Below are 20,779 nucleotides of genomic sequence, written 5' to 3' on the forward strand. Positions count from 1 at the left end.
AGTAAACTAAAAAACTATTGGGGTGGTAGAAGCTTTCTACCACCTTTACATATTTAAAAGCCGGCCATACTAATCGATTGGATATCATCTATAGACAACCTAATATCTCTCATACTATTTTGCGGCATAATAGATACGATGCCATTACGATACGATATGATTGATCCAACATAAGAAACTGTAGCTGTTTTTATTCTGCACCTTACTTTCGGAATATAATGAGGGCGGTTTAATAAAAAATGAATTTTTTCATCATTATTCATATCCTTAAATGATTTATTATGTGGGACGGTTCTTACTGGCTCTTGCTCTTGCTCTTGCTCTTCTTGTTCTGCGTGTTCTTCTTTTTCCTCTTCTTCTATTTTTTCTTCCACTTGCTGCTCTTCTTGTTGTTCTTGTTCTATTACCTCTTCCACAGCACCGCTTACAATATTTTCTTGTTTATTACTTTGCTCTTTTTGATCTTCATTTTCAAAGTTTGTCAGGATAATCCTTTTTATTTTCGGTGCAGCAAGTTCTAAACTTACTTGCGCAATATATAACAACGGTTTTCCAACTGTTGAACTTTTATTTTTATTCTTCACACTCGTCCCTCCCACTTCCATACGTAGCTGAATAAATCGTGTACTATTATAGTTATATTCATCACGTGGCAAGAACTTTCGTTAAAAATCGTTCTTTCTCAGAACAAATAAAAAGGACAATCTCAACATTTAGAGATTGTCCTTTAAAAGTTAATACTATATTTATCCTAGGATATGATACCCTGAATCAACGTGAATGTTTTCTCCTGTTACACCACGTGCTAAATCACTGAATAGGAATACTGCTGTATCGCCAACTTCTTCTTGCGTTGTTGTACGACGAAGTGGTGCGCGCTCCTCAATTTCTCTTAAGATTGAGTTGAAATCGCCTACACCTTTTGCAGATAACGTACGAATTGGTCCTGCAGAAATAGCGTTAACACGAATACCGTGTTGACCTAAATCGTTCGCTAAATATTTCACGCTCGCTTCTAATGAAGCTTTCGCAACACCCATAACGTTATAATTTTTCACAACGCGCTCGCCGCCAAGATATGTTAACGTTAAAATATTTCCGCCTTCTGTCATTACTTTCTTCGCTTCTCTTGCTACAGCTGTTAAAGAGAATGCACTAATATTTTGTGCAAGTAAAAATCCATCGCGAGAAGTATCTACAAATTCACCTTTTAAGTCATCGCGATTTGCAAAAGCAATACAATGTGCTACACCGTGAATAGTACCTACTTCTTGTTTAATTGTTTCAAAGCAAGCTGTAAGTTCCTCATCATTCGTTACATCACAAGGTAATACAAGTGATTCTTGTCCTTCTAATGTGTCCGCTAATTCACGAACGTTTCTTTCTAAACGTTCTCCTGCATATGTGAATATTAATTTTGCACCTGCATTATGCAAAGAGCGAGCAATTCCCCATGCAATACTTCTTTGGTTCGCAACGCCCATAACAACAAATGTTTTCCCTTGTAATAGTTCCATGATATATCCTCCCAGAAATACTTATACTTGTTATTAGTACCTGATACTATAATTATAGTACCATAAAACCGCTTAAAGGCAAACAAAAAAGTCATTAACAGAAATTTGTTAATGACTTTTGGTTTCTATAAAAAACCGCTCTAATCCTTCTTCCCAAGACGGCATTTGTGAAAAACCATTTAATCGTAGCATGTTATGTTGAAAGATAGAATATTTGGGCCTTGCAGCCGCAGCCCCGAATTCTTCCGTTGAAACAGGTAATACATTCACTTTCATATTGGCGTACGAAAATATCTTTTGTGCAAATTCAAACCAAGAGCATGAACCTCTGTTTGATACGTGGTATGTACCGTATAAAGAAGTATGAATGAGCTTATTAATAGCCATATTTAAATCCGCCACATACGTAGGAGAGCCAATTTGATCCGCTACAACAGATATTTCATCTCTTTCTTTTCCTAATCGCATCATCGTTTTCACAAAATTATTTCCATATTTACCATATAGCCACGATGTACGAACGATAAAATATTTATTATGTAACTCTTTGACGAACTGCTCCCCCGCATACTTAGAGGCCCCATATATATTTATCGGCGCTGGACTATGAAATTCGTCGTATCCATCTGGTCTGGCGCCTTGAAATACATAATCAGTACTAATATAAACTAGCTTCGCCCCTACTAATTGTGAAGCGACTGCTACATTTCGAGCTCCGATTGCATTTATTCTATACGCAAGATCCTGTTCTTTCTCCGCATGATCTACTTTCGTATAGGCAGCACAATGAATAATTATATGTGGTTTTATTTCTTGTACCACTTGTTGTATTCGGGATATATTTGTCACATCTAATAACTTTTTATCAAATGGATATATATCATATTCTTCAGAGTTTAACTCTTCAAATAGTTGCTTTCCTAATTGGCCGTTTGCTCCTGTTATGATAACCCTCTCTTTCATTTAACATGCCCCTTACTGGTCTTTTAGTGGTTTCCACCATTCCTTATTCTTTTCATACCATTTCACCGTCTCTTGTAATCCTTGTTCAAACGTATATTTCGGTTCCCAATCAAATTCATTCTTCATTTTCTCTGCATCAATCGCATAACGACGATCGTGCCCTAAACGATCTGTAACATATTTAATTTCTTTTTTTGTTTTTCCTAAAAGATTAATAATTTGTTCCACAACTTCTACATTTGTTTTTTCATTATTTCCACCTATATTATATACTTCTCCTACACGCCCCTTATGCAGAACAATGTCAATCGCACTGCAATGATCCGTTACATGTAACCAATCTCTTACATTTAAACCATCACCATATAACGGTAATTTTTTTCCTTCCAGTGCATTCGTAATCATTAATGGAATTAATTTTTCGGGATACTGGTACGGCCCATAATTGTTAGAACAACGCGTTACTATAACCGGTAATTGATATGTTTTATAGTAAGATAGAGCTATCATGTCCGCGCTCGCCTTACTTGAAGAATATGGACTATTTGGAGCTAACGGTGTTTTCTCTGTAAACTTCCCTGTTTTTCCTAAAGAGCCATACACTTCATCTGTTGACACTTGCACAAGTTTTATATGCGAATATTTTTTAACTAGTTCTAATAAAGTGACCGTCCCAATTACATTTGTATCATAAAAAGGGATCGGATTTTCAATACTACGGTCCACATGTGATTCAGCTGCAAAATTTACAATCACTTGTACGTCTCGCTCTTTTATAACATGTTCTAATAGCTCTCCATTTTGAATTTCTCCTTTTACAAAAGAGTAATTCGGGTGATTCTGAAGAGATTTTACGTTATTTAAATTCCCGCTATATGTTAGCGCATCGTAATTAATAATTTTATATGATTCATAACTTTGTAGCATGTAATGAACGAAATTACTCCCAATAAATCCAGCCCCACCTGTTACTAATATATTCATAAACAACGCTCCTACTTAAAAACTATCTTCATATTCCTCTAATAATGGTAATATCTGATCCTTATCGGACAATATAGGATCGGTTACTGGCCAAGGAATTGCTAAATCTTTATCTTCCCAAAGTAATCCTGAGTCATGCTCTGCGCTATAATATTCATCTACTTTATACATAACGATAGTATGCGGAACAAGCGTGCAAAATCCATGCGCAAACCCTTTTGGCACTAGTAATTGCCGATGGTTATCTGCACTTAAAATATATCCTTTCCATTGTTTAAATGTTGGTGATTTTTTTCGTAAATCAACGATAACATCATAAATTGCCCCTTGCATAACTTGAATGAGTTTCGTTTGTGCTTTCGGTTTTTTTTGAAAGTGTAGTCCCCGAATCGTTCCTGCCTTAGCCGAATAAGATACGTTATCCTGTACAAATGAATACGTTATCCCTAATGTTTCTAGCACCTGCTTATTATAACTCTCTGAAAAAAAGCCACGCTCGTCTCCAAACAACCTCGGTTCTAACAATTTTGCATCGGTAAAATTTGTTTCTACAACCTTCATATTCTCACCTATTCTCCGTTAAACTGTTTCCCAAAATTAATATCACGCGCTAACGTATTCGCCTTTTGAAGCGAAGCATGAGTTCCCGCATCAGTCCACCAGCCGTTCATTTCATTATAAGTAAGTACCCCTCGTTTTAAATACCAATTATTTATATCTGTAATTTCAAGTTCTCCCCGTGCAGAAGGTTTTAATTCTTTAATATAAGAAAAGACTTTCGAATCATACAAATAAATTCCCGTAACCGCATAAGAACTTTTCGGCTCTTTCGGCTTTTCTTCAATTTCAACTATTTTTCGGTTTTGAATATGTGCTACGCCAAATCTTTCGGGATCTTCTACAGATTGCAATAGCACTTTCGCACCTTCTTCTTGATTTGCAAACTCTTCAACATACGGAAGAATATCATCTGAAAAAATATTATCCCCTAATATAACTACCATACGATCATTCCCGACGAAATCTTCACAAAGCCCTAACGCCTGTGCGATCCCGCCCGCTTTATCTTGCACACGATACGTAAAGGATACTCCAAATTCATGACCACTTCCTAAAAAGCTAACAACATCCCCCATATGCTCTTTACCTGTAATAATCATAATATCTGTAATATCACATTGTTTTAACTTATATACCGCATGATAAATCATCGGATACCGACCAACAGGAAGTAAGTGTTTATTCGTTACTTTCGTTATTGGATATAATCTCGATCCAGTACCACCTGCTAAAATAATCCCTTTCACTTTGCATCTCTCCTTTATGATGGAGATAATATATCTTTGTAATGTTCTACAAACACTTTCCGGTACTTCTCATATGTATCCGCATCAAACTCATCCCCGTTGTAATGAATACACCATAAATTTGCTTGATTTGGGATACCAATTAAATAACCAGCCCTTTGAAACTCTAAAGACTGTGACACATCATAAAAGTGAAACCCTTGAAACAAATCTTCTCGCCACGGAATATCATACTGCGTTGCCATGAATAAGCCATCAATTGCCTGAACTGACAAAAATGGTTGATTACCATAAAAAACCTGATCTAAATTTAATAATTGATAATTCCGTCTTCTATACTCAATCACTTTCCCTACTAAATTTTTTCCTTCCCACCATATCCCGTTATTCGGTAAAAACTGAGCCCCAGCGACTCCTATTAAACCAAGCTTTTCATTTTCTTTAAAAAGAGATATAAGTGTAGAAAACATGTCTCGATTAATAAGATATGTATCTTGATGTATATATACTTTGTATTTCGCTGGATATGAAAGGGCTCGGTTGTATGCACTTGCCATACTTTGTGCATCTCGTATCGGAAAAATTTGCACGACATAACCTGGGGGAACAAAAATGTTTCTTATTTGGCTCTCACATTGTTTGAAAAGCTCCTCATTATTTACACAAACAACGACTAATATTGTATGATCTTTCATTTTTGTCCCCCCTTTTATTCTTCCTTATTTACATCTGACATATAGTGTTCCACAAATATTTTCCGATACTTTTCATAGTTCGTCATATTCACATCAAAATGATAATGGATACACCAAGCATCGCGCTGTACAGGTACACCGACTGTATATCCTGCTTTTCTAAATTCAAATGATTGAGATACATCATAAAAATCAAATCCGTCAAATAAGTCTTCTCGCCACGGAACATCATATTGTGTCGCCATTAATAAACCATCAATACATTCTACAGGAATAAATGTTTTTGATTCATGATACGGTTGTTCTAAACTTGCCATATAAAACAAATCATTCATATAACCAATGACTTTTCCTACAATGCCACGCCCTTCGTTCCATACACCAGTCGGAGGAACATATTGCGCTCCAACCATCCCGATCATCCCAAGGTGTTCATGTTCCTCAAATAATTGAAGTAATCCATATAAAAAAGCCCTATTTATAATAAAAACATCTTGATGTAAATAAACTTTATACTTCGCTGGATGCGAAATGGCTTGATTGTATCCACTCGTCATACTTTTCGCATTTCGAATCGGCATGAATTGGACAATATACCCTGGCGGTACTAACAATTGCAATATATGTCGCACGCAGTTTGCATACAATTTCCGATCATTTATACATGTAACAAATAATATTGTTTTGTCTGCAGCACTCATAATTGTGATTTTTCAGCTTCAATAATATACTGAAATACAACTGTCTCAGCCATGAAGCCACTTCCAAGACGATATTTTTTACAAATTCCATATAGCTCCTCAATAAGCGGTTCATACATTTTATGATCAACATATACACGATCTACTTTACTAATAACATATCCTGCTTTTAAAAACATTCTTAGCATTTCATTAAATGTAAAGAAACGAATATGTGTTTTATCTAATAAACCATATTCTGTATACGTCCAATTTCCCGCAAGTAAAGGCGCTAATACTGAAATATGAGCAACATTCGGTATACTTGCTAAAATTACACCATTTTGTTTTATATATGGCTTAATCTTTTCAATCACAGCCCACGGATCAAATAAATGCTCTAATACATCTCCAAATATGACGCAATCAAATTGCCCCTCCTCATAAGGAAGTTCTATTTTTTCTATATCCCCTAAAATAACATGATCAAGTCTTTCTTTCGCTTGTTCTGCTGCCTCTGGAAATGCCTCAATTCCTGATACACGTGTGCCGTTTTCTTTAATAGCTGCTCCCAATGCACCGCTCGAGCAACCAATATCAAGAACTTCTTTCCATTCCTTTTTTATATGCTTCAATAAATTCGGATTTGCTGCATTATAATAATGTTCGGATTTTTCTTCATATAAAGAGCTTTTTTCACGATTCATTTCACACACTCCTTATGCAATTTGAATTTGAAATATAAATCTCATATGAATTCTATAAAGTGCAGATTTTGTTCATCCCCTACTGATTATTAGCCCACAAATAGCAGTATAAAATCTTTTATTTATATTGGTTACGTTACTGATACTCTAATATATAACCAATCTATTAGAGTTAGAATAAAGATACATCATTTCTAAAAAACGAAACCCATTACTCTTTATATGGTTTATCAAAAATCCCCCGAAAATATTTACGGTTATATTCAATTGCAGCATTATTCGGAACATAAGAAGCTGCTAATTCATTGTAATAATACGCTTTATCTTGCTCTCCTAACCTGCTATAACAAATACACATTTGTAAATAGGGTAGCCATGTGTAGCTAGCTGGACTATGGAAAGGACTTTCCGTTGCCATCGGTACTTCTGTTGCAAGTTTAAACCAAAATATCGCTTCATTATATTTTTCTTGTTCCATATATATATATCCTATTCTTGTACAATTTTCTCCTCTAGGGACGTCATACCGAAACGACTTCACACAAGATTCGATTGCCTTCTCCCACATTCCGAGCTTCGCATAGCAATCTCCTAACTTACCACATGCATAAATTTTTTCTTCATACCATCCTTCGTCTTGATTAAGAAATGTTTCATAAAGAAGAACTGCATCATCATATTTTTGGTTATCCGTAGATTCATTTGCGTAATAAAATAAATCTCTCGGACTTAATTCTTCACCTGCAGCTACAGTATTTTGAAAAATTTTCAAATTACGATCTGTTACTTTTTTTTCTTTTTTATGTGTAATAGCAACATTACTACTAAAAACCTCACCAGAAATAGCTAAATACTCATGAACCTTTCCAAACCATTGAAATTGTTTTTCACGCTTTACAAGTCGATTTCTTTTTGTACAATATAAAGGTTTCCCGTTAGAATCCATTGCAAGGTGATAAGGCATCGAAACAGCATCAATTTTAGGATCTAATTCTCTTTTTAAAAGTTTCAATGCTTCTTGAGCATCTTCTAATAATACGTCATCTGCATCTAGCCACAATATATACTCTTGCGTCGCTTTTGAAAAAGAATAATTTCTTGCTGCTGCAAAATCATCGATCCACTGGAAATCATATATGTTAGAAGTGTATTTCTCTACGATTTCTTTCGTTCGATCGACGGAACCTGTATCAACTACTATAATTTCATCCACAATTTTTTCAACTGTGTCTAAACAACGTGCTATTGTCTCCTCCTCATCTCGAACAATCATACATAAACTAATTGTAATTCCTTGCTTGTTCAACATAATCACCCTCTTCCAAATCAATCATATGTTATACACATACTAAACTTTCCATTTTTTTAAATTGTTCAAGTAGTTTTAGATTTCTTTTCAATAATTCAAATGTCCGTGTCATTTTCTTTCGGTTTTGCATCTACTATATAATGAACGCTTTATGGAGGTGAATTTATGTCAAATAATAATTATTCAAATGGATTAAATCCCGATGAATCTTTATCAGCTAGTGCATTTGACCCTAATCTTGTAGGGCCTACATTACCACCGATACCACCGTTTACCCTTCCAACTGGTCCTACCGGGCCAACTGGACCGACTGGACCTACGGGGCCGACTGTACCTACCGGGCCAACTGGACCTACGGGGCCGACTGGGCCGACTGGACCGACTGGACCAACTGGTGACACTGGGGCTACTGGACCTACGGGGCCGACTGGTGACACTGGGGCTACTGGACCTACGGGGCCGACTGGTGACACTGGGGCTACTGGACCTACGGGGCCAACTGGTGACACTGGGGCTACTGGACCTACGGGGCCAACTGGTGACACTGGGGCTACTGGACCTACGGGGCCGACTGGGCCGACTGGACCTACGGGACCGACTGGACCATCCGGACTAGGACTTCCAGCAGGACTATACGCATTTAACTCCGGTGGGATTTCTTTAGATCTAGGAATTAATGATCCAGTACCATTTAATACTGTTGGATCTCAGTTTGGTACAGCAATTTCTCAATTAGATGCTGATACTTTCGTAATTAGTGAAACTGGATTCTATAAAATCACCGTTATCGCTAACACTGCAACAGCAAGTCTATTAGGAGGTCTTACAATCCAAGTGAATGGAGTACCTGTACCAGGTACTGGATCAAGTTTAATCTCACTCGGAGCACCTATCGTTATTCAAGCAATTACGCAAATTACGACAACTCCATCATTAGTTGAAGTAATTGTTACAGGGCTTGGGCTATCATTAGCTCTTGGCACGAGTGCATCCATTATTATTGAAAAAGTTGCTTAATTTTTTACTTAGCAGTAAAACTGATATCAGTTTTACTGCTTTTTCAATTTCAAATTCAATCATGAAACATTCAGTACCTACATAATCATATTGTTGTATGACATTTTGCAGGAGGCACAAATATGGAAAGTAAATCTGCTGTTCAGCTTTATCTCGAATTGCTAAAGAAGACAATTTTATTTGAAATATGGTTAGAATATGAGGCATACTTACCCGCATCTCTACATATTTCGAAAGAACTAGAATTCGAACCAGTTACAGTCCCTCTCCCTTTATTCATTAAGCAATATGCCGAAAACCATAACTTAAAAATTGTAAAACCAAATGTCTCAAAAAGTGAACGTCATGATGGAATGGATTGGCCAAGAGCAGCACATAGCATGATTGGTCGAGAACGTATGAACCAATTACAAGAGGCGATGGAAACCGTTGTTCGTGAAAATATAGAAGGTGATTTTATTGAAACAGGTGTATGGCGCGGAGGATCATGCATTTTTATGAATGGGTTTTTACAAGCAAACAACATTACGGATCGTAATGTGTGGGTCGCAGATTCATTTGAAGGTTTGCCAGCACCGAATCTAGAACAATATCCAAAAGATTACGGTGATTATTTACACACATTCGATTACTTACGCGTCTCTTTAGAACAAGTACAAGAGAATTTCAAAAAATATGATTTACTAAATGATCAAGTGAAATTTTTAAAAGGTTGGTTTAAAGATACTTTACCAACAGCACCAATTGAAAAAATAGCAATTGCACGGCTTGATGGTGATATGTATGAATCCACCATGGATGGTCTCGTGAACTTATATGATAAAGTTTCTAAAGGTGGCTATATAATTATCGATGACTACGGGCTACCACCATGCGCTGAGGCTGTGACAGACTTTAGAAATCAACGGAATTTAAAAGCCCCTATTACTAAAATTGATGTATTTGGCGTTTATTGGAGAAAAGAATAAAAAAGATTTAATCTATAGGAGATTCCATTTTCACTCATTCTTCTCTTACTTTTAATCCAATTAAGTATTTTTTTTCGGAATCTCCTTACATATAACAATTGTTTTCCTGTGTTCTCTCACTACAAATTGAAAATTTCATTAATAGAGTTACTGCATATTCTCACATAAGAAAGGGGTATACTCATGAGCGAATTTAACAAAGAAATGACTTTACTCCCCCCTCCTGAACTCGTCCAATATGTAGGTGGCGACTTTAAAAAGGTTGGAAAAGAGTTCCTAAAGCATTTCATTCAAATTGGCGCTTTAAAATCAAATGAAAAAGTATTAGATGTAGGCTGCGGCGTCGGCCGAATGGCTGTACCATTAATGAATTACTTAAATGATGATGGAGCGTATTATGGATTTGATTTGTTTAAAGATGGAATTACTTGGTGTCAAAATAACATTTCAACTATGCGTAATAATTTTCACTTTGAACATGTTGACATATACAATCAATTCTATAATCCGGAAGGAAAAGAAGATGCCTCTCAATATCGTTTTCCCTATGAAGACGGAACATTCGATTTTATCTTTTTAACTTCTGTATTTACGCATCTTCTCCCAAAAGAATTAGAACATTACGTATCTGAAATTGTACGTGTATTAAAAAAAGACGGGAGATGTTTCATTACATTCTTTCTTATAAACCCTGAATCGTCTTATTATTTAAATGCAGGACAAAGTACATTAGGTTTTTATCATCGAATCGAAAATTGCTACGTTGTAAATAAAGATATTCCGAATTTCGCAGTTGCTTATCCTGAGACAGATATTTGCAATCTATTGAATAAGTACGGCCTAGAAATAATCAATAAGCCGCATTACGGTTTATGGTGCGGCAGACAGGAATATACAAGTTACCAAGATATTGTTCTTACAAAAAAAAGCTTCTGAAAGGAAGTTATGTATGATGAATGAAAAAAATCCACCTCTCGTTTCCATCCTTATTCCCACTTATAATCGGCCCCATTATTTCAAAATTGCTCTAGAAAGTGCATTGGCACAAACTTATTCAAATATTGAAATCATCATCGGAGATGATAGTACAAATGATGAAACAGCAACTTTAATACGCGAACAATACTTACCAAATTATAAAAATATAACATACATTCGAAATATCCCTACTCTAGGACAATTTTACAATGACCTTATGCTCATAGAAAAATCAAATGGTGAGTATATAAATTTTTTAATGGACGATGACGTGTTTTATAAGCATAAAATACAAAAAATGATGGCCTATTTTGAGCAAGATTCCAATAAAAATCTCGCTCTTGTTACTTCTTATCGAGTACGTATTGATGATCATGGAAATCTAATAGGTGATTCCCATCCAACACAAAGGTTATATAGTGAAGACACCCCATTAAACGGGATATTTTTAGGTAATTGGATGTTAAAGGGCGGGCACAACATTATCGGTGAGCCTACGACTACTTTGTTTCGAAAAGGATTGCTCACTGAGCCCTTTGGTACCCTTAAAGAGCGACATTATTCTTGTAGTGTTGATATGGCCTCATGGATTTCTTTACTTTCTAAAGGAAATGCAATATACATTTCTGAGCCTTTAAGTCAATTTCGCTACCATGCTGGACAACAAATACACAATAAGCTCCTTCAAGGTTGTGAAGATTTCACACACCTTGTTATAACAGCAAAAGAATATGGCTTTTTACAAAATCCTTTGGATTATAGAGCAGCTCTACTTAGCGCTTACCAATGGTGTAAAAGTTCCTTAAAATACTATCTTCATCAACTAGATATTTTTCCTGACGCACATGTACGTCTTTCCCATTGTTTGGATATAATTATTAAAGAGTTAAACAATTAAACTACTCTGCAAAATTAAAAGTGTATGGACTATATGTGAATCATTCGTATAGTTCATACATTCTTTCTCATACTATAAAGTGAAACTTTAATCAGCCCTCACCAATCGGGCTTTTACGGGCAGTTGATCCCCCACCTAACTTCTTCGCTTTTCCTGAATTTTGAGGTGGGGGTCTTACTGCCCATTAATGCGGGATAAAATCCATTACTATAAAGAGCAGTAGAAAGGAATACCTACATTGAAAGATCCAAATTCTCAATATCAAATAGACTACGTATTACTATTTATTTTATTTGCCATTGGGATTGTTAGTTGTTGTGCTATTGCAAGTGCACAAGCCTCTTTACCACCATTTTTACAAAACGTCAATTTTGTACTAAAGCAAATCCAATGGTATTTCATTGGATTTATAGCCATTGGTGTTATTATGATTATCGACTTCGATCGTTATCAAAAAATTGCTTGGTATTTGTACAGCTTTGCAATGGTACTACTTATTGGACTAGAACTTCAAGTACCAGGTGCCGTTACAATTAAAGGCGCTACCGCTTGGTACAGGCTCCCAGGCATCGGAAATTTTCAGCCTTCTGAAATTATGAAATTATTTTTAATTATCGTCATTGGACGAATTATAGCAAATCATAATGAGAAATATTTTTCCCAAACGATACATGACGATTTTTTACTACTTGGAAAAATATTTGCGACAAGCTTGCCCCCACTACTACTTATTGCAAAAGAACCAGATTTAGGAAACACAATGGTCATTTCAGCGATGCTTGCAGCAATGATACTAGTTTCTGGCATCCGATGGCGTTTTATTTTCGGATTAGTTTCAGGTACTTTCGTTGCTGGATTTACATTAATATATATTTTTTTTACTCACACAGATTTCTTTAAAGCACACATTTTAAAAGAATATCAATTAAATCGCTTCTACGGATGGTTAGCACCTTACAAATATGATGCACAAGGCTATCAATTAAGACAAGCATTCTTAGCGACTGGATCCGGAGAAATGCAAGGAAAAGGGTGGGAAAATGGACAAGTATATTTTCCAGAACCACATACAGATTTTATTTTCACTAATGTCGCTGAACAATTTGGATTTCTAGGCGCAAGTGTCATTATTTCTCTTTTTTTCTTACTCATTTTTCGAATGATTCATATTGCTTTAGAAAGTAATGACCCTTTCGGTAGTTACATTTGCGCTGGTACAATCGGAATGTTTACTTTCCAAGTATTTCAAAATATCGGGATGACAATTGGATTACTTCCCATTACAGGGATAACATTACCTCTTATGAGCTACGGAGGCAGTTCACTACTTACATACATGATTGCAATTGGGTTCATTTTAAATGTTCGCTCAAGAACGAAAATCTTTATGTTTAAATGAACAACACAAATCCGCTATATTTTTATCTCTATACTTTTTTAGATATACTAATGAAAAATACGATGGAGGTTTAAATATGAAATATGACATTATAGGAGATATTCATGGATGCTTCCAAGAGTTTCAAAATTTAACGGAGAAGCTAGGATATAACTGGAGTAGCGGTCTACCAGTTCACCCTGACCAACGTAAACTTGCATTCGTTGGCGATATTACAGACCGTGGTCCTCATTCATTACGTATGATTGAAATTGTATGGGAACTTGTCATACATAAAAAAGAAGCTTATTACGCTCCTGGAAATCACTGTAATAAACTATATCGATTTTTCCTTGGGCGTAATGTAACAGTCGCTCACGGACTTGAAACAACTGTTGCTGAATATGAGGCACTTCCTTCTCATAAGCAAAACATTATAAAAGAAAAGTTTATCACTCTTTATGAACAATCACCGCTCTACCACATTCTAGATGAAAAAAGAGTAATCGTATGTCACGCTGGAATTCGGCAAGATTACATAGGTAGACAAGATAAAAAAGTACAAACCTTTGTATTATATGGCGATATTACAGGAGAAAAGCATGCCGATGGCTCACCTGTCCGTCGCGATTGGGCACAAGAATACAAGGGACAAGCTTGGATTGTATATGGACATACACCAGTGGCAGAACCTCGATTTATCAATCAGACAGTCAATATTGATACTGGCGCTGTATTTGGTGGCAAATTAACCGGATTACGTTATCCTGAAATGGAGACTATCTCTGTCCCTTCTTCTTTACCTTTTGTCGCTGAGAAATTCCGTCCAATTTCATAACTACCTTACTTAGCGAAAGATTATCGTATTATTTAACCAGATTTCATATAAAACTAGGTAAAGTAATTAAAAAAAGATGCAATAAAGTGCATCTTTTTTTAATTACCCTACATATAATGTCGCAGGAGGTGACAGAATGAAGAAAAAATCTTCTAAACAAAAAAGAAAAATTCCCTCTTTATATCTGCCCATGTACGGAATTAACAACTGGTGTAGTATTCGGGCTGCAGCGATAGAAGAATTGGAAGAACAAGAGTCATCAAAAAAAAGCAAAGTAAAACCAACATATGTCTCTTTAGAAAATGCTGTGATGAGCCGCATAATCGATCGCAGAAAAATAAAGATGCAACAAAAAAATAAACAGCTTTCAAATCAAGATGAACAGATACTACATTCTAACCAAACAGAAGAAAAGACGGAAGAAAATATTTCTGTAGCAGTGAATAAAAAAGTGGAACCAGAAATTCCAGCTGCTATTATAAACAAAGTAAAAAAAATAAAAGAAGCATTAGCTTCATCGAATGATATACAAATTGAAAAACCGCTCATAATTGAGACACCTACACCTGAAAATACAAAAGTTAAAAGAGGCGGCCGATATGCATATGCGGAAGGGCTTCACTCTCATGCAGAGGGCATGGCAGCACATGCGGAAGGCTTATTAACACATGCAAAAGGTTCTTTCTCTCATGCAGAAGGATCAAACTCAAAAGCAACTGGACATAGTTCGCATAGTGAGGGAAGTGAAACGACAGCAGGCGGAGCTTATTCTCATGCAGAGGGTAAACAGACGATTGCTTTAGGCGAAGCAGCACACGCAGAAGGAACCGCAACTATCGCTAACGGATCCTCTTCTCATGCGGAAGGTCATCATACATCAACAGCTCATTTTGCAGGTAGCCATATTATGGGGCGCTTCGGCACTGCAGAAGAAGCTTATTCTTGGTTTATTGCAAATGGTTTAAACGACACCGACCATAATATCGGTGCTAAATGGCTTGCCCATAATGGAGAAATGTACATTGAGGGCGCGTCTTACAATGCAAGCGGAACAGATTTTGCACAAATGTTTGAAACAGAAGATCCTACCCCTATTGATGTCGGTTATTTCGTTACATTTAGTAGCGAAGAAAAAATTCGGATAGCTACTTCACACGATTCATTCATTTTAGGAATATCTAGTGCAACCCCTGCTCTTATAGGAAATAGCGGGGCTTTAAGTTGGCAAAAACGTTATAAAACAGATAACTTTGGAAAACGTCAATATGTATGGACGGAAACAGAAGAAATACAACCTCTTTTAAATACAGAATGGGATCCAACTTGCAAATATGTAGCAAGAAAAGATCGCGCCGAATGGCTTCCTGTCGGATTAATTGGACAAATGTTAGTACGTGATGACGGCACTTGCGAAGCACATGGGTATTGTCGTCCAAATGACAATGGCATTGCTACAAAAGCCGAAAGTGGATTTTTCGTTATAAAGCGTACGGGTGAAAACCAAATTTTAATATTATTCCGCTAAGAAAAAAGGGAACAAAATTCTTTATAATATAAGAATTTTGTTCCCTTTTTAAGTATGCCGCAACACCTCTTGCATATCGCTTGGAAGCTTTATAGTGAAAGACATCTCTTTCTCTAAAATAGGATGATAAAACATCAAAGATTTACTATGAAGTGCTTGCCGTTTCATTTCATCCCTTCTCCCTCCATATAAGCTATCACCAAGTAATGGATGTCCTATATGAGCCATATGCACACGAATTTGATGCGTTCTTCCTGTTTCAAGCTCAAGCGCTACATGTGTCTTATGATATGTACTATCAATTACTTTAAAATGAGTAACTGCCCTTTGTCCATCCTCACAAACCGTTCGCTCAATAATGCTATCAGGTTTTCGACCAATTGGTGCATCAATCATTCCTTCTCGTTCTACAATCTTTCCGTGAACAATTGCTTCATACGTTCGTTTCACAGCTTTTTGTTGATGCTGCTTCGATAAAAGATGATGCACGAAACGATTTTTTGCAATAAGCATAAGCCCCGAAGTATCACGATCTAAACGTGTTACGATGTGCACTGTACTTGCAAGATGCTGCTTATCATAATGAGATAAAAGCGCATTGGCAACACTCCCTGTCGGATGTTCTCTAGACGGAATCGTTGACATGTTCGCCTCTTTATTAATGATAAGAACCGCATCATCTTCATATATAATGCATAAAGGGATATCTTCTGCAATCATGCCTTCACTTCTTTCCTCCACTGGAAAAAAGATACGTAATTCTTCACTAGCGCGCAACTGATGACGAACACTCGCATGTTGACCATTTACTTCAATCGCCCCGCCGTGAAACTTTATATCCGTTAAAGCGGCTTTAGAAATACCTTTCGTTTTCAAAAATTCCCTAACTAAAGTTCCCTCTTCAGCCAGCCCTATATCCCATTTCAATGTAAATCTGTTCAAATATATAACCCTTTCTATTTATCTGCAACAAACGAGTCACGAACTCGTTTCCAGAACGGGAACGGGCGGAAACGAACAAATCGTACTTTCTCGTTTGCAACGCGATACTGGATTGATTTCACATCTTGATGAACCATCGTTAAATGATCCACTGTAATTTGTAAGTTCATTCCTGCAGCCGGCTTTAACACACATGTATGATGCTTCGGCAATACGAGTGGCGATCCTACAGTACGAAACACACGATTGTTAATGGACGCCATTTCTGCAATTTGAATCGCTTCAATAGATGGGTGAATAATTGCTCCGCCAAGCGCTTTATTATACGCGGTACTTCCTGAAGGAGTAGAGATACAAAGGCCGTCTCCACGGAATGTTTCAAAATATTCTCCGCGTATTTCTACTTCTGTTACTAATGTACCTTCTGCACTTTTTACAGTCGCCTCATTCATCGCTAAATACTGTGACTCTTTACTTCCATTCACATAGCGAATAATCACTTCTAAAAGCGGATATTCCACCACTTGGAATGGTGTTTTCGCAATTGCAATTACTAATTTCTCTACTTCTGTCGGTAACCAATCTGCATAGAAACCTAAATGTCCTGTATGTACACCAACAAATGCTGTTTCATCTAATCGATTATAATAACGATGAAACGCATATAAAAGCGTTCCATCTCCCCCAACAGAAATTACAATATCGGGTTCCTGTTCATCCATTATAAATCCAAAATCTAGCAAGTACTCTTTCATCGTGCTTGCCAGTGTATCTGATGATTGATCTCCCTTTGACATAATTGTAAATTTCATCGCCCAACACCCTTTAGTTTATGATTCGGAATCTTTCGTTTCTTGCTTTCTTGAAAAAGCCTTTTGCGCTTCTTGAATTTCAAGACGAATAGAAGACATTTCTTCATCTAATAAAAACGCCGCTTCAGCTGCACGTTGCAAGCGTATTTTAATATCTTCAGGAAAACGTCCACTATATTTATAATTTAAAGAATGCTCAATTGTTGCCCAAAAGTTCATTGCTAGCGTGCGTATTTGGATTTCTACCAATACTTTTTGTTCACCCTGAATCGTTTGAACAGGATAACTAATGACAACATGATAAGAACGATAACCACTATCTTTCTTTTGCGTGACATAATCACGTTCTTCCACGATTTCAAAGTCATTTCGTTTTCGAAGATATTCTACAACAGGCTTAATCTCATCAACAAATTGACACATCATTCTAAGCCCAGCAATATCCTGCATATCTTCTCTCAATCGGTCTAACGGTACATTTCTCTTCTCCGCTTTATCAATAATACTTGCAACCGACTTTACCCTTCCTGTTACAAACTCAATTGGAGAATGCTCTGTTAACATTGCAAATTGAGTACGCATTCCTTTTAGTTTCACTTTCAGCTCTGCCACCGCTTGGTGGTAAGGTGCTAAAAATTCTTCCCAATTTCGATTCATTTCAACCACCACCAAAATCAATCCATTTGCTTATAGAAATACTTTTTCTACAGCAGTTACTAGTTCTTCTCCGTAATTTGCATTACCTTCAATATTTTCAACTAAATATTCTACTTCTTCTTTTAATCCTTCTAATTCCATTTCAATGTCATTCACGCGAACGAACATAACCACATCGTTATTCATCGCTTCATGCATTGCTTCCCAGCATGTGTGCGGAATACTTACATAAATGAAAGATGATTCGTTTTCTAAGATATATAAAAATGATAAATTGTCTGAGTCTACAAGTACGTGATTACGCGCACTTAACTCCTTTACCTCTATTTCACTATTTTCCGCACAAAAAATAAGAGCATTCTCTCTCTTTTCTACGCTCTTAACTTGGATTTTATTTTGCATGCTCTAACTCCTCCATCTCAACTTCCTGTCTTACTTAACAGTATTATTGTATCATAACATGGACGCAAACAAATAAAACATTGAACCAAATTTATGAAAAAGCGATAATGTGTAAAGAATTATTTTTCAAAAGGAGATTATACAATGACACAAGAAATTGAAATTGAATTCAAAAATATCGTTACAAAAGAAGAATTCGATACATTATGTAAATCGTTTTCTATTGAAGCATTTACAAAACAAGTGAATCACTACTTTGAAACACCTGACTTCTCGTTAAAAGAAGCTGGCTCTGCACTTCGTATTCGTCATAAAGGAGCAACTTATACGTTAACGTTGAAACAACCTGCAGAAATCGGTTTATTAGAAACGCATCAAGTCGTAACAGAAGACGAAGCAAAAATGATGATGGAAACAAACACAATCATTCAAGGAGCAGTAGTAGATCAATTACACAAATTACAAATTCCTGTTTCTGCTTTAACATATATGGGTAGTTTAACAACAGAAAGAGCAGAAACATTATTTAAAGGCGGAACGCTTGTCTTTGATCATAGTTTCTATTACAATCACGATGATTATGAAATTGAATTTGAAGTACAAGATGAAGAAACAGGAAAAGCTGCATTTATTCATTTATTAACGCAACATAACATACCTGTTCGCCATACAAATAACAAAGTAAAACGCTTTTTCCTTGCCAAACAAAAAAAAGCACGCTAAAGTGAAAATTCCACTAGTGAATATGTTTCACTAGTGGATACATCTCACTAAAAAAGTTTACACCCGTAGAATAAGCAAAGAATCTTTGAGAAAGCTGTTTATTTGCCCTCTCGAACATTCCATTGCTACAATAGATATACATTTCATGGAAAAAGGAGTTTATAAAGGATGAGCAAGCAACCGATGACACCATTTGAAGGAATTGGCGGTGAACAATGCATTGCAATATTAGTAGATACATTTTATTCCTATGTCAGTAAACACCCTGACTTATCTCCCATCTTCCCGGAAGATTTAACAGAAACCGCTAGGAAGCAGAAGCAATTTTTAACACAATATTTAGGTGGTCCTAATTTGTACACTGAAGAACATGGTCATCCTATGTTAAGGGCACGCCATCTTCCGTTTGAGATTACTCCAAAACGAGCAGAGGCTTGGCTATCATGTATGGAGCAAGCAATGGATGATACTGGAGTTCATGGTCCTATAAGAGAGTTTGTTTTTGAACGTTTAGCATTAACCGCTCAGCATATGGTTAATACTCCAAACGAAACAGGTGAAGTGTAATGGATAAGCAGGAAGCAAAGCATATAAATATGCCATCTCCTTCCGCATGCGAGCATAAGTCTGTAGAAGCATATTTATTTATTGATCCACTTTGTAAAGATTGCTGGGAAATTGAGCCTTTTATTATTAAACTATGGCTTGAATACGGGAAATACTTCTCTATTCGTCATATCGTAACAGGAAAAGTGGATGGAACGAACGCTTCCTCACACAAATGGAATAAACCTGCTAATATTCGATTTGTGTGGGAAAAGACAACCAGTTTACAAGGTTTTTCATGTGATGGAAAGGTACATATGCAAGAAGCATCGTCAACACCATATTTAGTTTCGATGGCAATTAAGGCAGCGGAGTTGCAAGGCCGAAAAGCAGGTTCGAAGTTTTTGCGAAAACTCCAAGAATACATTTTCCTTGAAAATGTATCAAACCCTGACTGCGAACTATTACTTGCATGTGCGAAAGATAGCAATATTGATGTAGAAGAATTTAAAAAAGATCTACATTCTGCTAGTGCAAAAAAAGCTTTCCAATGTGACTTGAAATTCACGAATGAAATGCATATTACAGAAATACCTTCCCTCGTCTTTTTTCATGCGAATTCAGATGAAGAAGGTATTAAAATCGCTGGAAATTATTCCTACGATGTATACGTACAATTATTGAAAGAACTTGTAAAATGTGAAATTGAGCCAGAACCATTACCACCTTTAGAAGTGCTACTAGAAGCAACACAATTTATATCTTCAAAAGAAGTAGCATTTATTTATGACTGTCCGCAACAAGAAATTGAGCGCGAACTAAAAAAATTACAACTGAAACGAAAAGTACAAATGATAGAAGTAAAATGCGAACGTTATTGGAAATGGATAGCAAAAGAAGAAGACCTGGTGTAAACACCAGGTCTTCTTCTTT

24 protein-coding genes are annotated in these 20,779 nt (G+C 36.3%); 10 read left to right on the forward strand and 14 right to left on the reverse strand.

All coding sequences use genetic code 11. The annotated features are described in order from the left end of the window. Positions 1 to 53 precede the first annotated feature (53 nt). The 10 genes from ACS2QP_RS10835 to ACS2QP_RS10880 all read right to left on the reverse strand — a co-directional run bounded on the left by ACS2QP_RS10835 (position 54) and on the right by ACS2QP_RS10880 (position 8,162). A complete protein-coding gene (locus ACS2QP_RS10835) occupies positions 54 to 605 on the reverse strand; it encodes a spore coat CotO family protein (RefSeq protein ID WP_438882426.1) in 552 nt (183 codons plus the stop codon). A 141-nt stretch (positions 606 to 746) separates the two neighbouring features. Then, a complete protein-coding gene (fabI, locus tag ACS2QP_RS10840; protein WP_000421886.1) occupies positions 747 to 1,517 on the reverse strand; it encodes an enoyl-ACP reductase FabI in 771 nt (256 codons plus the stop codon). Between the two features lie 108 nt (positions 1,518 to 1,625). Beyond that, positions 1,626 to 2,480, reverse strand: a complete 855-nt coding sequence (gene rfbD / locus ACS2QP_RS10845; RefSeq protein WP_153581487.1) for a dTDP-4-dehydrorhamnose reductase — start codon at positions 2,478 to 2,480, stop codon at positions 1,626 to 1,628. 12 nt (positions 2,481 to 2,492) lie between these two features. Beyond that, positions 2,493 to 3,464, reverse strand: a complete 972-nt coding sequence (gene rfbB / locus ACS2QP_RS10850) for a dTDP-glucose 4,6-dehydratase (RefSeq protein ID WP_326263388.1) — start codon at positions 3,462 to 3,464, stop codon at positions 2,493 to 2,495. Positions 3,465 to 3,479: 15 nt separating this feature from the next. Further along, entirely contained in the window at positions 3,480 to 4,025 is a 546-nt protein-coding gene (gene rfbC / locus ACS2QP_RS10855) for a dTDP-4-dehydrorhamnose 3,5-epimerase (RefSeq protein ID WP_000869415.1), read from the reverse strand. An 8-nt stretch (positions 4,026 to 4,033) separates the two neighbouring features. Then, the gene (locus tag ACS2QP_RS10860; RefSeq protein WP_326263387.1) at positions 4,034 to 4,771 is read right to left on the reverse strand and encodes a sugar phosphate nucleotidyltransferase; all 738 of its coding nucleotides are present in this window, start codon (positions 4,769 to 4,771) and stop codon (positions 4,034 to 4,036) included. Positions 4,772 to 4,785: 14 nt separating this feature from the next. After that, the gene (locus ACS2QP_RS10865; RefSeq protein WP_000651527.1) at positions 4,786 to 5,466 is read right to left on the reverse strand and encodes a glycosyltransferase family protein; all 681 of its coding nucleotides are present in this window, start codon (positions 5,464 to 5,466) and stop codon (positions 4,786 to 4,788) included. 14 nt (positions 5,467 to 5,480) lie between these two features. Next, entirely contained in the window at positions 5,481 to 6,167 is a 687-nt protein-coding gene (locus ACS2QP_RS10870) for a glycosyltransferase family protein (RefSeq protein WP_001271184.1), read from the reverse strand. After that, positions 6,164 to 6,853, reverse strand: coding sequence for a class I SAM-dependent methyltransferase (locus ACS2QP_RS10875; RefSeq protein WP_326263386.1), 690 nt, complete (start codon positions 6,851 to 6,853; stop codon positions 6,164 to 6,166). Before ACS2QP_RS10875 ends, ACS2QP_RS10870 begins: the two co-directional genes overlap by 4 nt. Before the next feature lie 211 nt (positions 6,854 to 7,064). After that, positions 7,065 to 8,162, reverse strand: coding sequence for a glycosyltransferase (locus tag ACS2QP_RS10880; RefSeq protein WP_438882417.1), 1,098 nt, complete (start codon positions 8,160 to 8,162; stop codon positions 7,065 to 7,067). Between the two features lie 165 nt (positions 8,163 to 8,327). Here ACS2QP_RS10880 and ACS2QP_RS10885 point away from each other — a divergent pair, with 165 nt between their 5' ends. The 7 genes from ACS2QP_RS10885 to ACS2QP_RS10915 all read left to right on the forward strand — a co-directional run bounded on the left by ACS2QP_RS10885 (position 8,328) and on the right by ACS2QP_RS10915 (position 15,764). Further along, the gene (locus ACS2QP_RS10885; RefSeq protein ID WP_438882418.1) at positions 8,328 to 9,179 is read left to right on the forward strand and encodes a BclA C-terminal domain-containing protein; all 852 of its coding nucleotides are present in this window, start codon (positions 8,328 to 8,330) and stop codon (positions 9,177 to 9,179) included. Between the two features lie 122 nt (positions 9,180 to 9,301). Then, complete coding sequence (locus tag ACS2QP_RS10890) at positions 9,302 to 10,147, forward strand: TylF/MycF family methyltransferase (RefSeq protein ID WP_000444381.1); 846 nt, start codon at positions 9,302 to 9,304, stop codon at positions 10,145 to 10,147. A 183-nt stretch (positions 10,148 to 10,330) separates the two neighbouring features. Continuing rightward, on the forward strand, positions 10,331 to 11,083 hold the full coding sequence (locus ACS2QP_RS10895) for a class I SAM-dependent methyltransferase (RefSeq protein WP_001288766.1): 753 nt from the start codon (positions 10,331 to 10,333) through the stop codon (positions 11,081 to 11,083). Between the two features lie 13 nt (positions 11,084 to 11,096). After that, complete coding sequence (locus ACS2QP_RS10900; protein ID WP_326263384.1) at positions 11,097 to 12,023, forward strand: glycosyltransferase family 2 protein; 927 nt, start codon at positions 11,097 to 11,099, stop codon at positions 12,021 to 12,023. 238 nt (positions 12,024 to 12,261) lie between these two features. Then, entirely contained in the window at positions 12,262 to 13,422 is a 1,161-nt protein-coding gene (locus ACS2QP_RS10905; RefSeq protein WP_000654701.1) for an FtsW/RodA/SpoVE family cell cycle protein, read from the forward strand. Positions 13,423 to 13,498: 76 nt separating this feature from the next. Continuing rightward, a complete protein-coding gene (prpE, locus tag ACS2QP_RS10910; protein WP_000872696.1) occupies positions 13,499 to 14,239 on the forward strand; it encodes a bis(5'-nucleosyl)-tetraphosphatase PrpE in 741 nt (246 codons plus the stop codon). A 136-nt stretch (positions 14,240 to 14,375) separates the two neighbouring features. Next, positions 14,376 to 15,764: a peptidase G2 autoproteolytic cleavage domain-containing protein gene (locus tag ACS2QP_RS10915; protein WP_438882419.1), complete on the forward strand. Its 1,389-nt coding sequence runs from the start codon at positions 14,376 to 14,378 to the stop codon at positions 15,762 to 15,764. A 48-nt stretch (positions 15,765 to 15,812) separates the two neighbouring features. Here the strand turns inward: ACS2QP_RS10915 and ACS2QP_RS10920 are convergent, their stop codons facing one another. Genes ACS2QP_RS10920 through ACS2QP_RS10935 form a run of 4 tightly spaced genes read right to left on the reverse strand, consistent with a single transcriptional unit; the run spans position 15,813 to position 18,577 of the window. Continuing rightward, positions 15,813 to 16,706, reverse strand: coding sequence for an RluA family pseudouridine synthase (locus tag ACS2QP_RS10920; protein WP_063535882.1), 894 nt, complete (start codon positions 16,704 to 16,706; stop codon positions 15,813 to 15,815). A 14-nt stretch (positions 16,707 to 16,720) separates the two neighbouring features. After that, the gene (locus ACS2QP_RS10925) at positions 16,721 to 17,518 is read right to left on the reverse strand and encodes an NAD kinase (RefSeq protein WP_000673195.1); all 798 of its coding nucleotides are present in this window, start codon (positions 17,516 to 17,518) and stop codon (positions 16,721 to 16,723) included. A gap of 18 nt (positions 17,519 to 17,536) precedes the next feature. Continuing rightward, positions 17,537 to 18,175 (reverse strand): GTP pyrophosphokinase, encoded by a 639-nt coding sequence (locus ACS2QP_RS10930; RefSeq protein ID WP_001081482.1) that lies wholly within the window; start codon positions 18,173 to 18,175, stop codon positions 17,537 to 17,539. Between the two features lie 30 nt (positions 18,176 to 18,205). Beyond that, positions 18,206 to 18,577 carry a hypothetical protein gene (locus tag ACS2QP_RS10935; protein WP_001180003.1) on the reverse strand — a complete coding sequence of 124 codons (372 nt, stop codon included), beginning with the start codon at positions 18,575 to 18,577 and terminating at the stop codon, positions 18,206 to 18,208. Positions 18,578 to 18,721: 144 nt separating this feature from the next. On the opposite strand from ACS2QP_RS10935, the gene ACS2QP_RS10940 reads away from it, so the two are divergent. The 3 genes from ACS2QP_RS10940 (at position 18,722) to ACS2QP_RS10950 (ending at position 20,760) form a co-directional block, all read left to right on the forward strand. Further along, positions 18,722 to 19,300, forward strand: a complete 579-nt coding sequence (locus ACS2QP_RS10940; RefSeq protein WP_000191116.1) for a CYTH domain-containing protein — start codon at positions 18,722 to 18,724, stop codon at positions 19,298 to 19,300. Positions 19,301 to 19,468: 168 nt separating this feature from the next. Further along, entirely contained in the window at positions 19,469 to 19,867 is a 399-nt protein-coding gene (locus tag ACS2QP_RS10945; RefSeq protein WP_000043391.1) for a globin domain-containing protein, read from the forward strand. Then, on the forward strand, positions 19,867 to 20,760 hold the full coding sequence (locus ACS2QP_RS10950) for a ClpXP adapter SpxH family protein (protein ID WP_000360644.1): 894 nt from the start codon (positions 19,867 to 19,869) through the stop codon (positions 20,758 to 20,760). The genes ACS2QP_RS10945 and ACS2QP_RS10950 overlap by 1 nt, the downstream gene beginning before the upstream one ends. Positions 20,761 to 20,779: the final 19 nt, after the last annotated feature.

Source organism: Bacillus cereus group sp. Bce019 (assembly GCF_051781745.1).
Classification (GTDB): domain Bacteria; phylum Bacillota; class Bacilli; order Bacillales; family Bacillaceae_G; genus Bacillus_A; species Bacillus_A cereus.

What these genes read in the sequence shown, in the direction of transcription:
- ACS2QP_RS10835 (WP_438882426.1), bottom strand. Translation starts at nt 605, where the DNA reads ATGGAAGTGGGAGGGACGAGTGTGAAGAATAAAAATAAAAGTTCAACA.
- fabI (WP_000421886.1), bottom strand. Translation starts at nt 1,517, where the DNA reads ATGGAACTATTACAAGGGAAAACATTTGTTGTTATGGGCGTTGCGAAC.
- rfbD (WP_153581487.1), bottom strand. Translation starts at nt 2,480, where the DNA reads ATGAAAGAGAGGGTTATCATAACAGGAGCAAACGGCCAATTAGGAAAG.
- rfbB (WP_326263388.1), bottom strand. Translation starts at nt 3,464, where the DNA reads ATGAATATATTAGTAACAGGTGGGGCTGGATTTATTGGGAGTAATTTC.
- rfbC (WP_000869415.1), bottom strand. Translation starts at nt 4,025, where the DNA reads ATGAAGGTTGTAGAAACAAATTTTACCGATGCAAAATTGTTAGAACCG.
- ACS2QP_RS10865 (WP_000651527.1), bottom strand. Translation starts at nt 5,466, where the DNA reads ATGAAAGATCATACAATATTAGTCGTTGTTTGTGTAAATAATGAGGAG.
- ACS2QP_RS10870 (WP_001271184.1), bottom strand. Translation starts at nt 6,167, where the DNA reads ATGAGTGCTGCAGACAAAACAATATTATTTGTTACATGTATAAATGAT.
- ACS2QP_RS10875 (WP_326263386.1), bottom strand. Translation starts at nt 6,853, where the DNA reads ATGAATCGTGAAAAAAGCTCTTTATATGAAGAAAAATCCGAACATTAT.
- ACS2QP_RS10880 (WP_438882417.1), bottom strand. Translation starts at nt 8,162, where the DNA reads ATGTTGAACAAGCAAGGAATTACAATTAGTTTATGTATGATTGTTCGA.
- ACS2QP_RS10885 (WP_438882418.1), top strand. Translation starts at nt 8,328, where the DNA reads ATGTCAAATAATAATTATTCAAATGGATTAAATCCCGATGAATCTTTA.
- ACS2QP_RS10890 (WP_000444381.1), top strand. Translation starts at nt 9,302, where the DNA reads ATGGAAAGTAAATCTGCTGTTCAGCTTTATCTCGAATTGCTAAAGAAG.
- ACS2QP_RS10895 (WP_001288766.1), top strand. Translation starts at nt 10,331, where the DNA reads ATGAGCGAATTTAACAAAGAAATGACTTTACTCCCCCCTCCTGAACTC.
- ACS2QP_RS10900 (WP_326263384.1), top strand. Translation starts at nt 11,097, where the DNA reads ATGATGAATGAAAAAAATCCACCTCTCGTTTCCATCCTTATTCCCACT.
- prpE (WP_000872696.1), top strand. Translation starts at nt 13,499, where the DNA reads ATGAAATATGACATTATAGGAGATATTCATGGATGCTTCCAAGAGTTT.
- ACS2QP_RS10915 (WP_438882419.1), top strand. Translation starts at nt 14,376, where the DNA reads ATGAAGAAAAAATCTTCTAAACAAAAAAGAAAAATTCCCTCTTTATAT.
- ACS2QP_RS10925 (WP_000673195.1), bottom strand. Translation starts at nt 17,518, where the DNA reads ATGAAATTTACAATTATGTCAAAGGGAGATCAATCATCAGATACACTG.
- ACS2QP_RS10930 (WP_001081482.1), bottom strand. Translation starts at nt 18,175, where the DNA reads ATGAATCGAAATTGGGAAGAATTTTTAGCACCTTACCACCAAGCGGTG.
- ACS2QP_RS10935 (WP_001180003.1), bottom strand. Translation starts at nt 18,577, where the DNA reads ATGCAAAATAAAATCCAAGTTAAGAGCGTAGAAAAGAGAGAGAATGCT.
- ACS2QP_RS10940 (WP_000191116.1), top strand. Translation starts at nt 18,722, where the DNA reads ATGACACAAGAAATTGAAATTGAATTCAAAAATATCGTTACAAAAGAA.
- ACS2QP_RS10945 (WP_000043391.1), top strand. Translation starts at nt 19,469, where the DNA reads ATGAGCAAGCAACCGATGACACCATTTGAAGGAATTGGCGGTGAACAA.
- ACS2QP_RS10950 (WP_000360644.1), top strand. Translation starts at nt 19,867, where the DNA reads ATGGATAAGCAGGAAGCAAAGCATATAAATATGCCATCTCCTTCCGCA.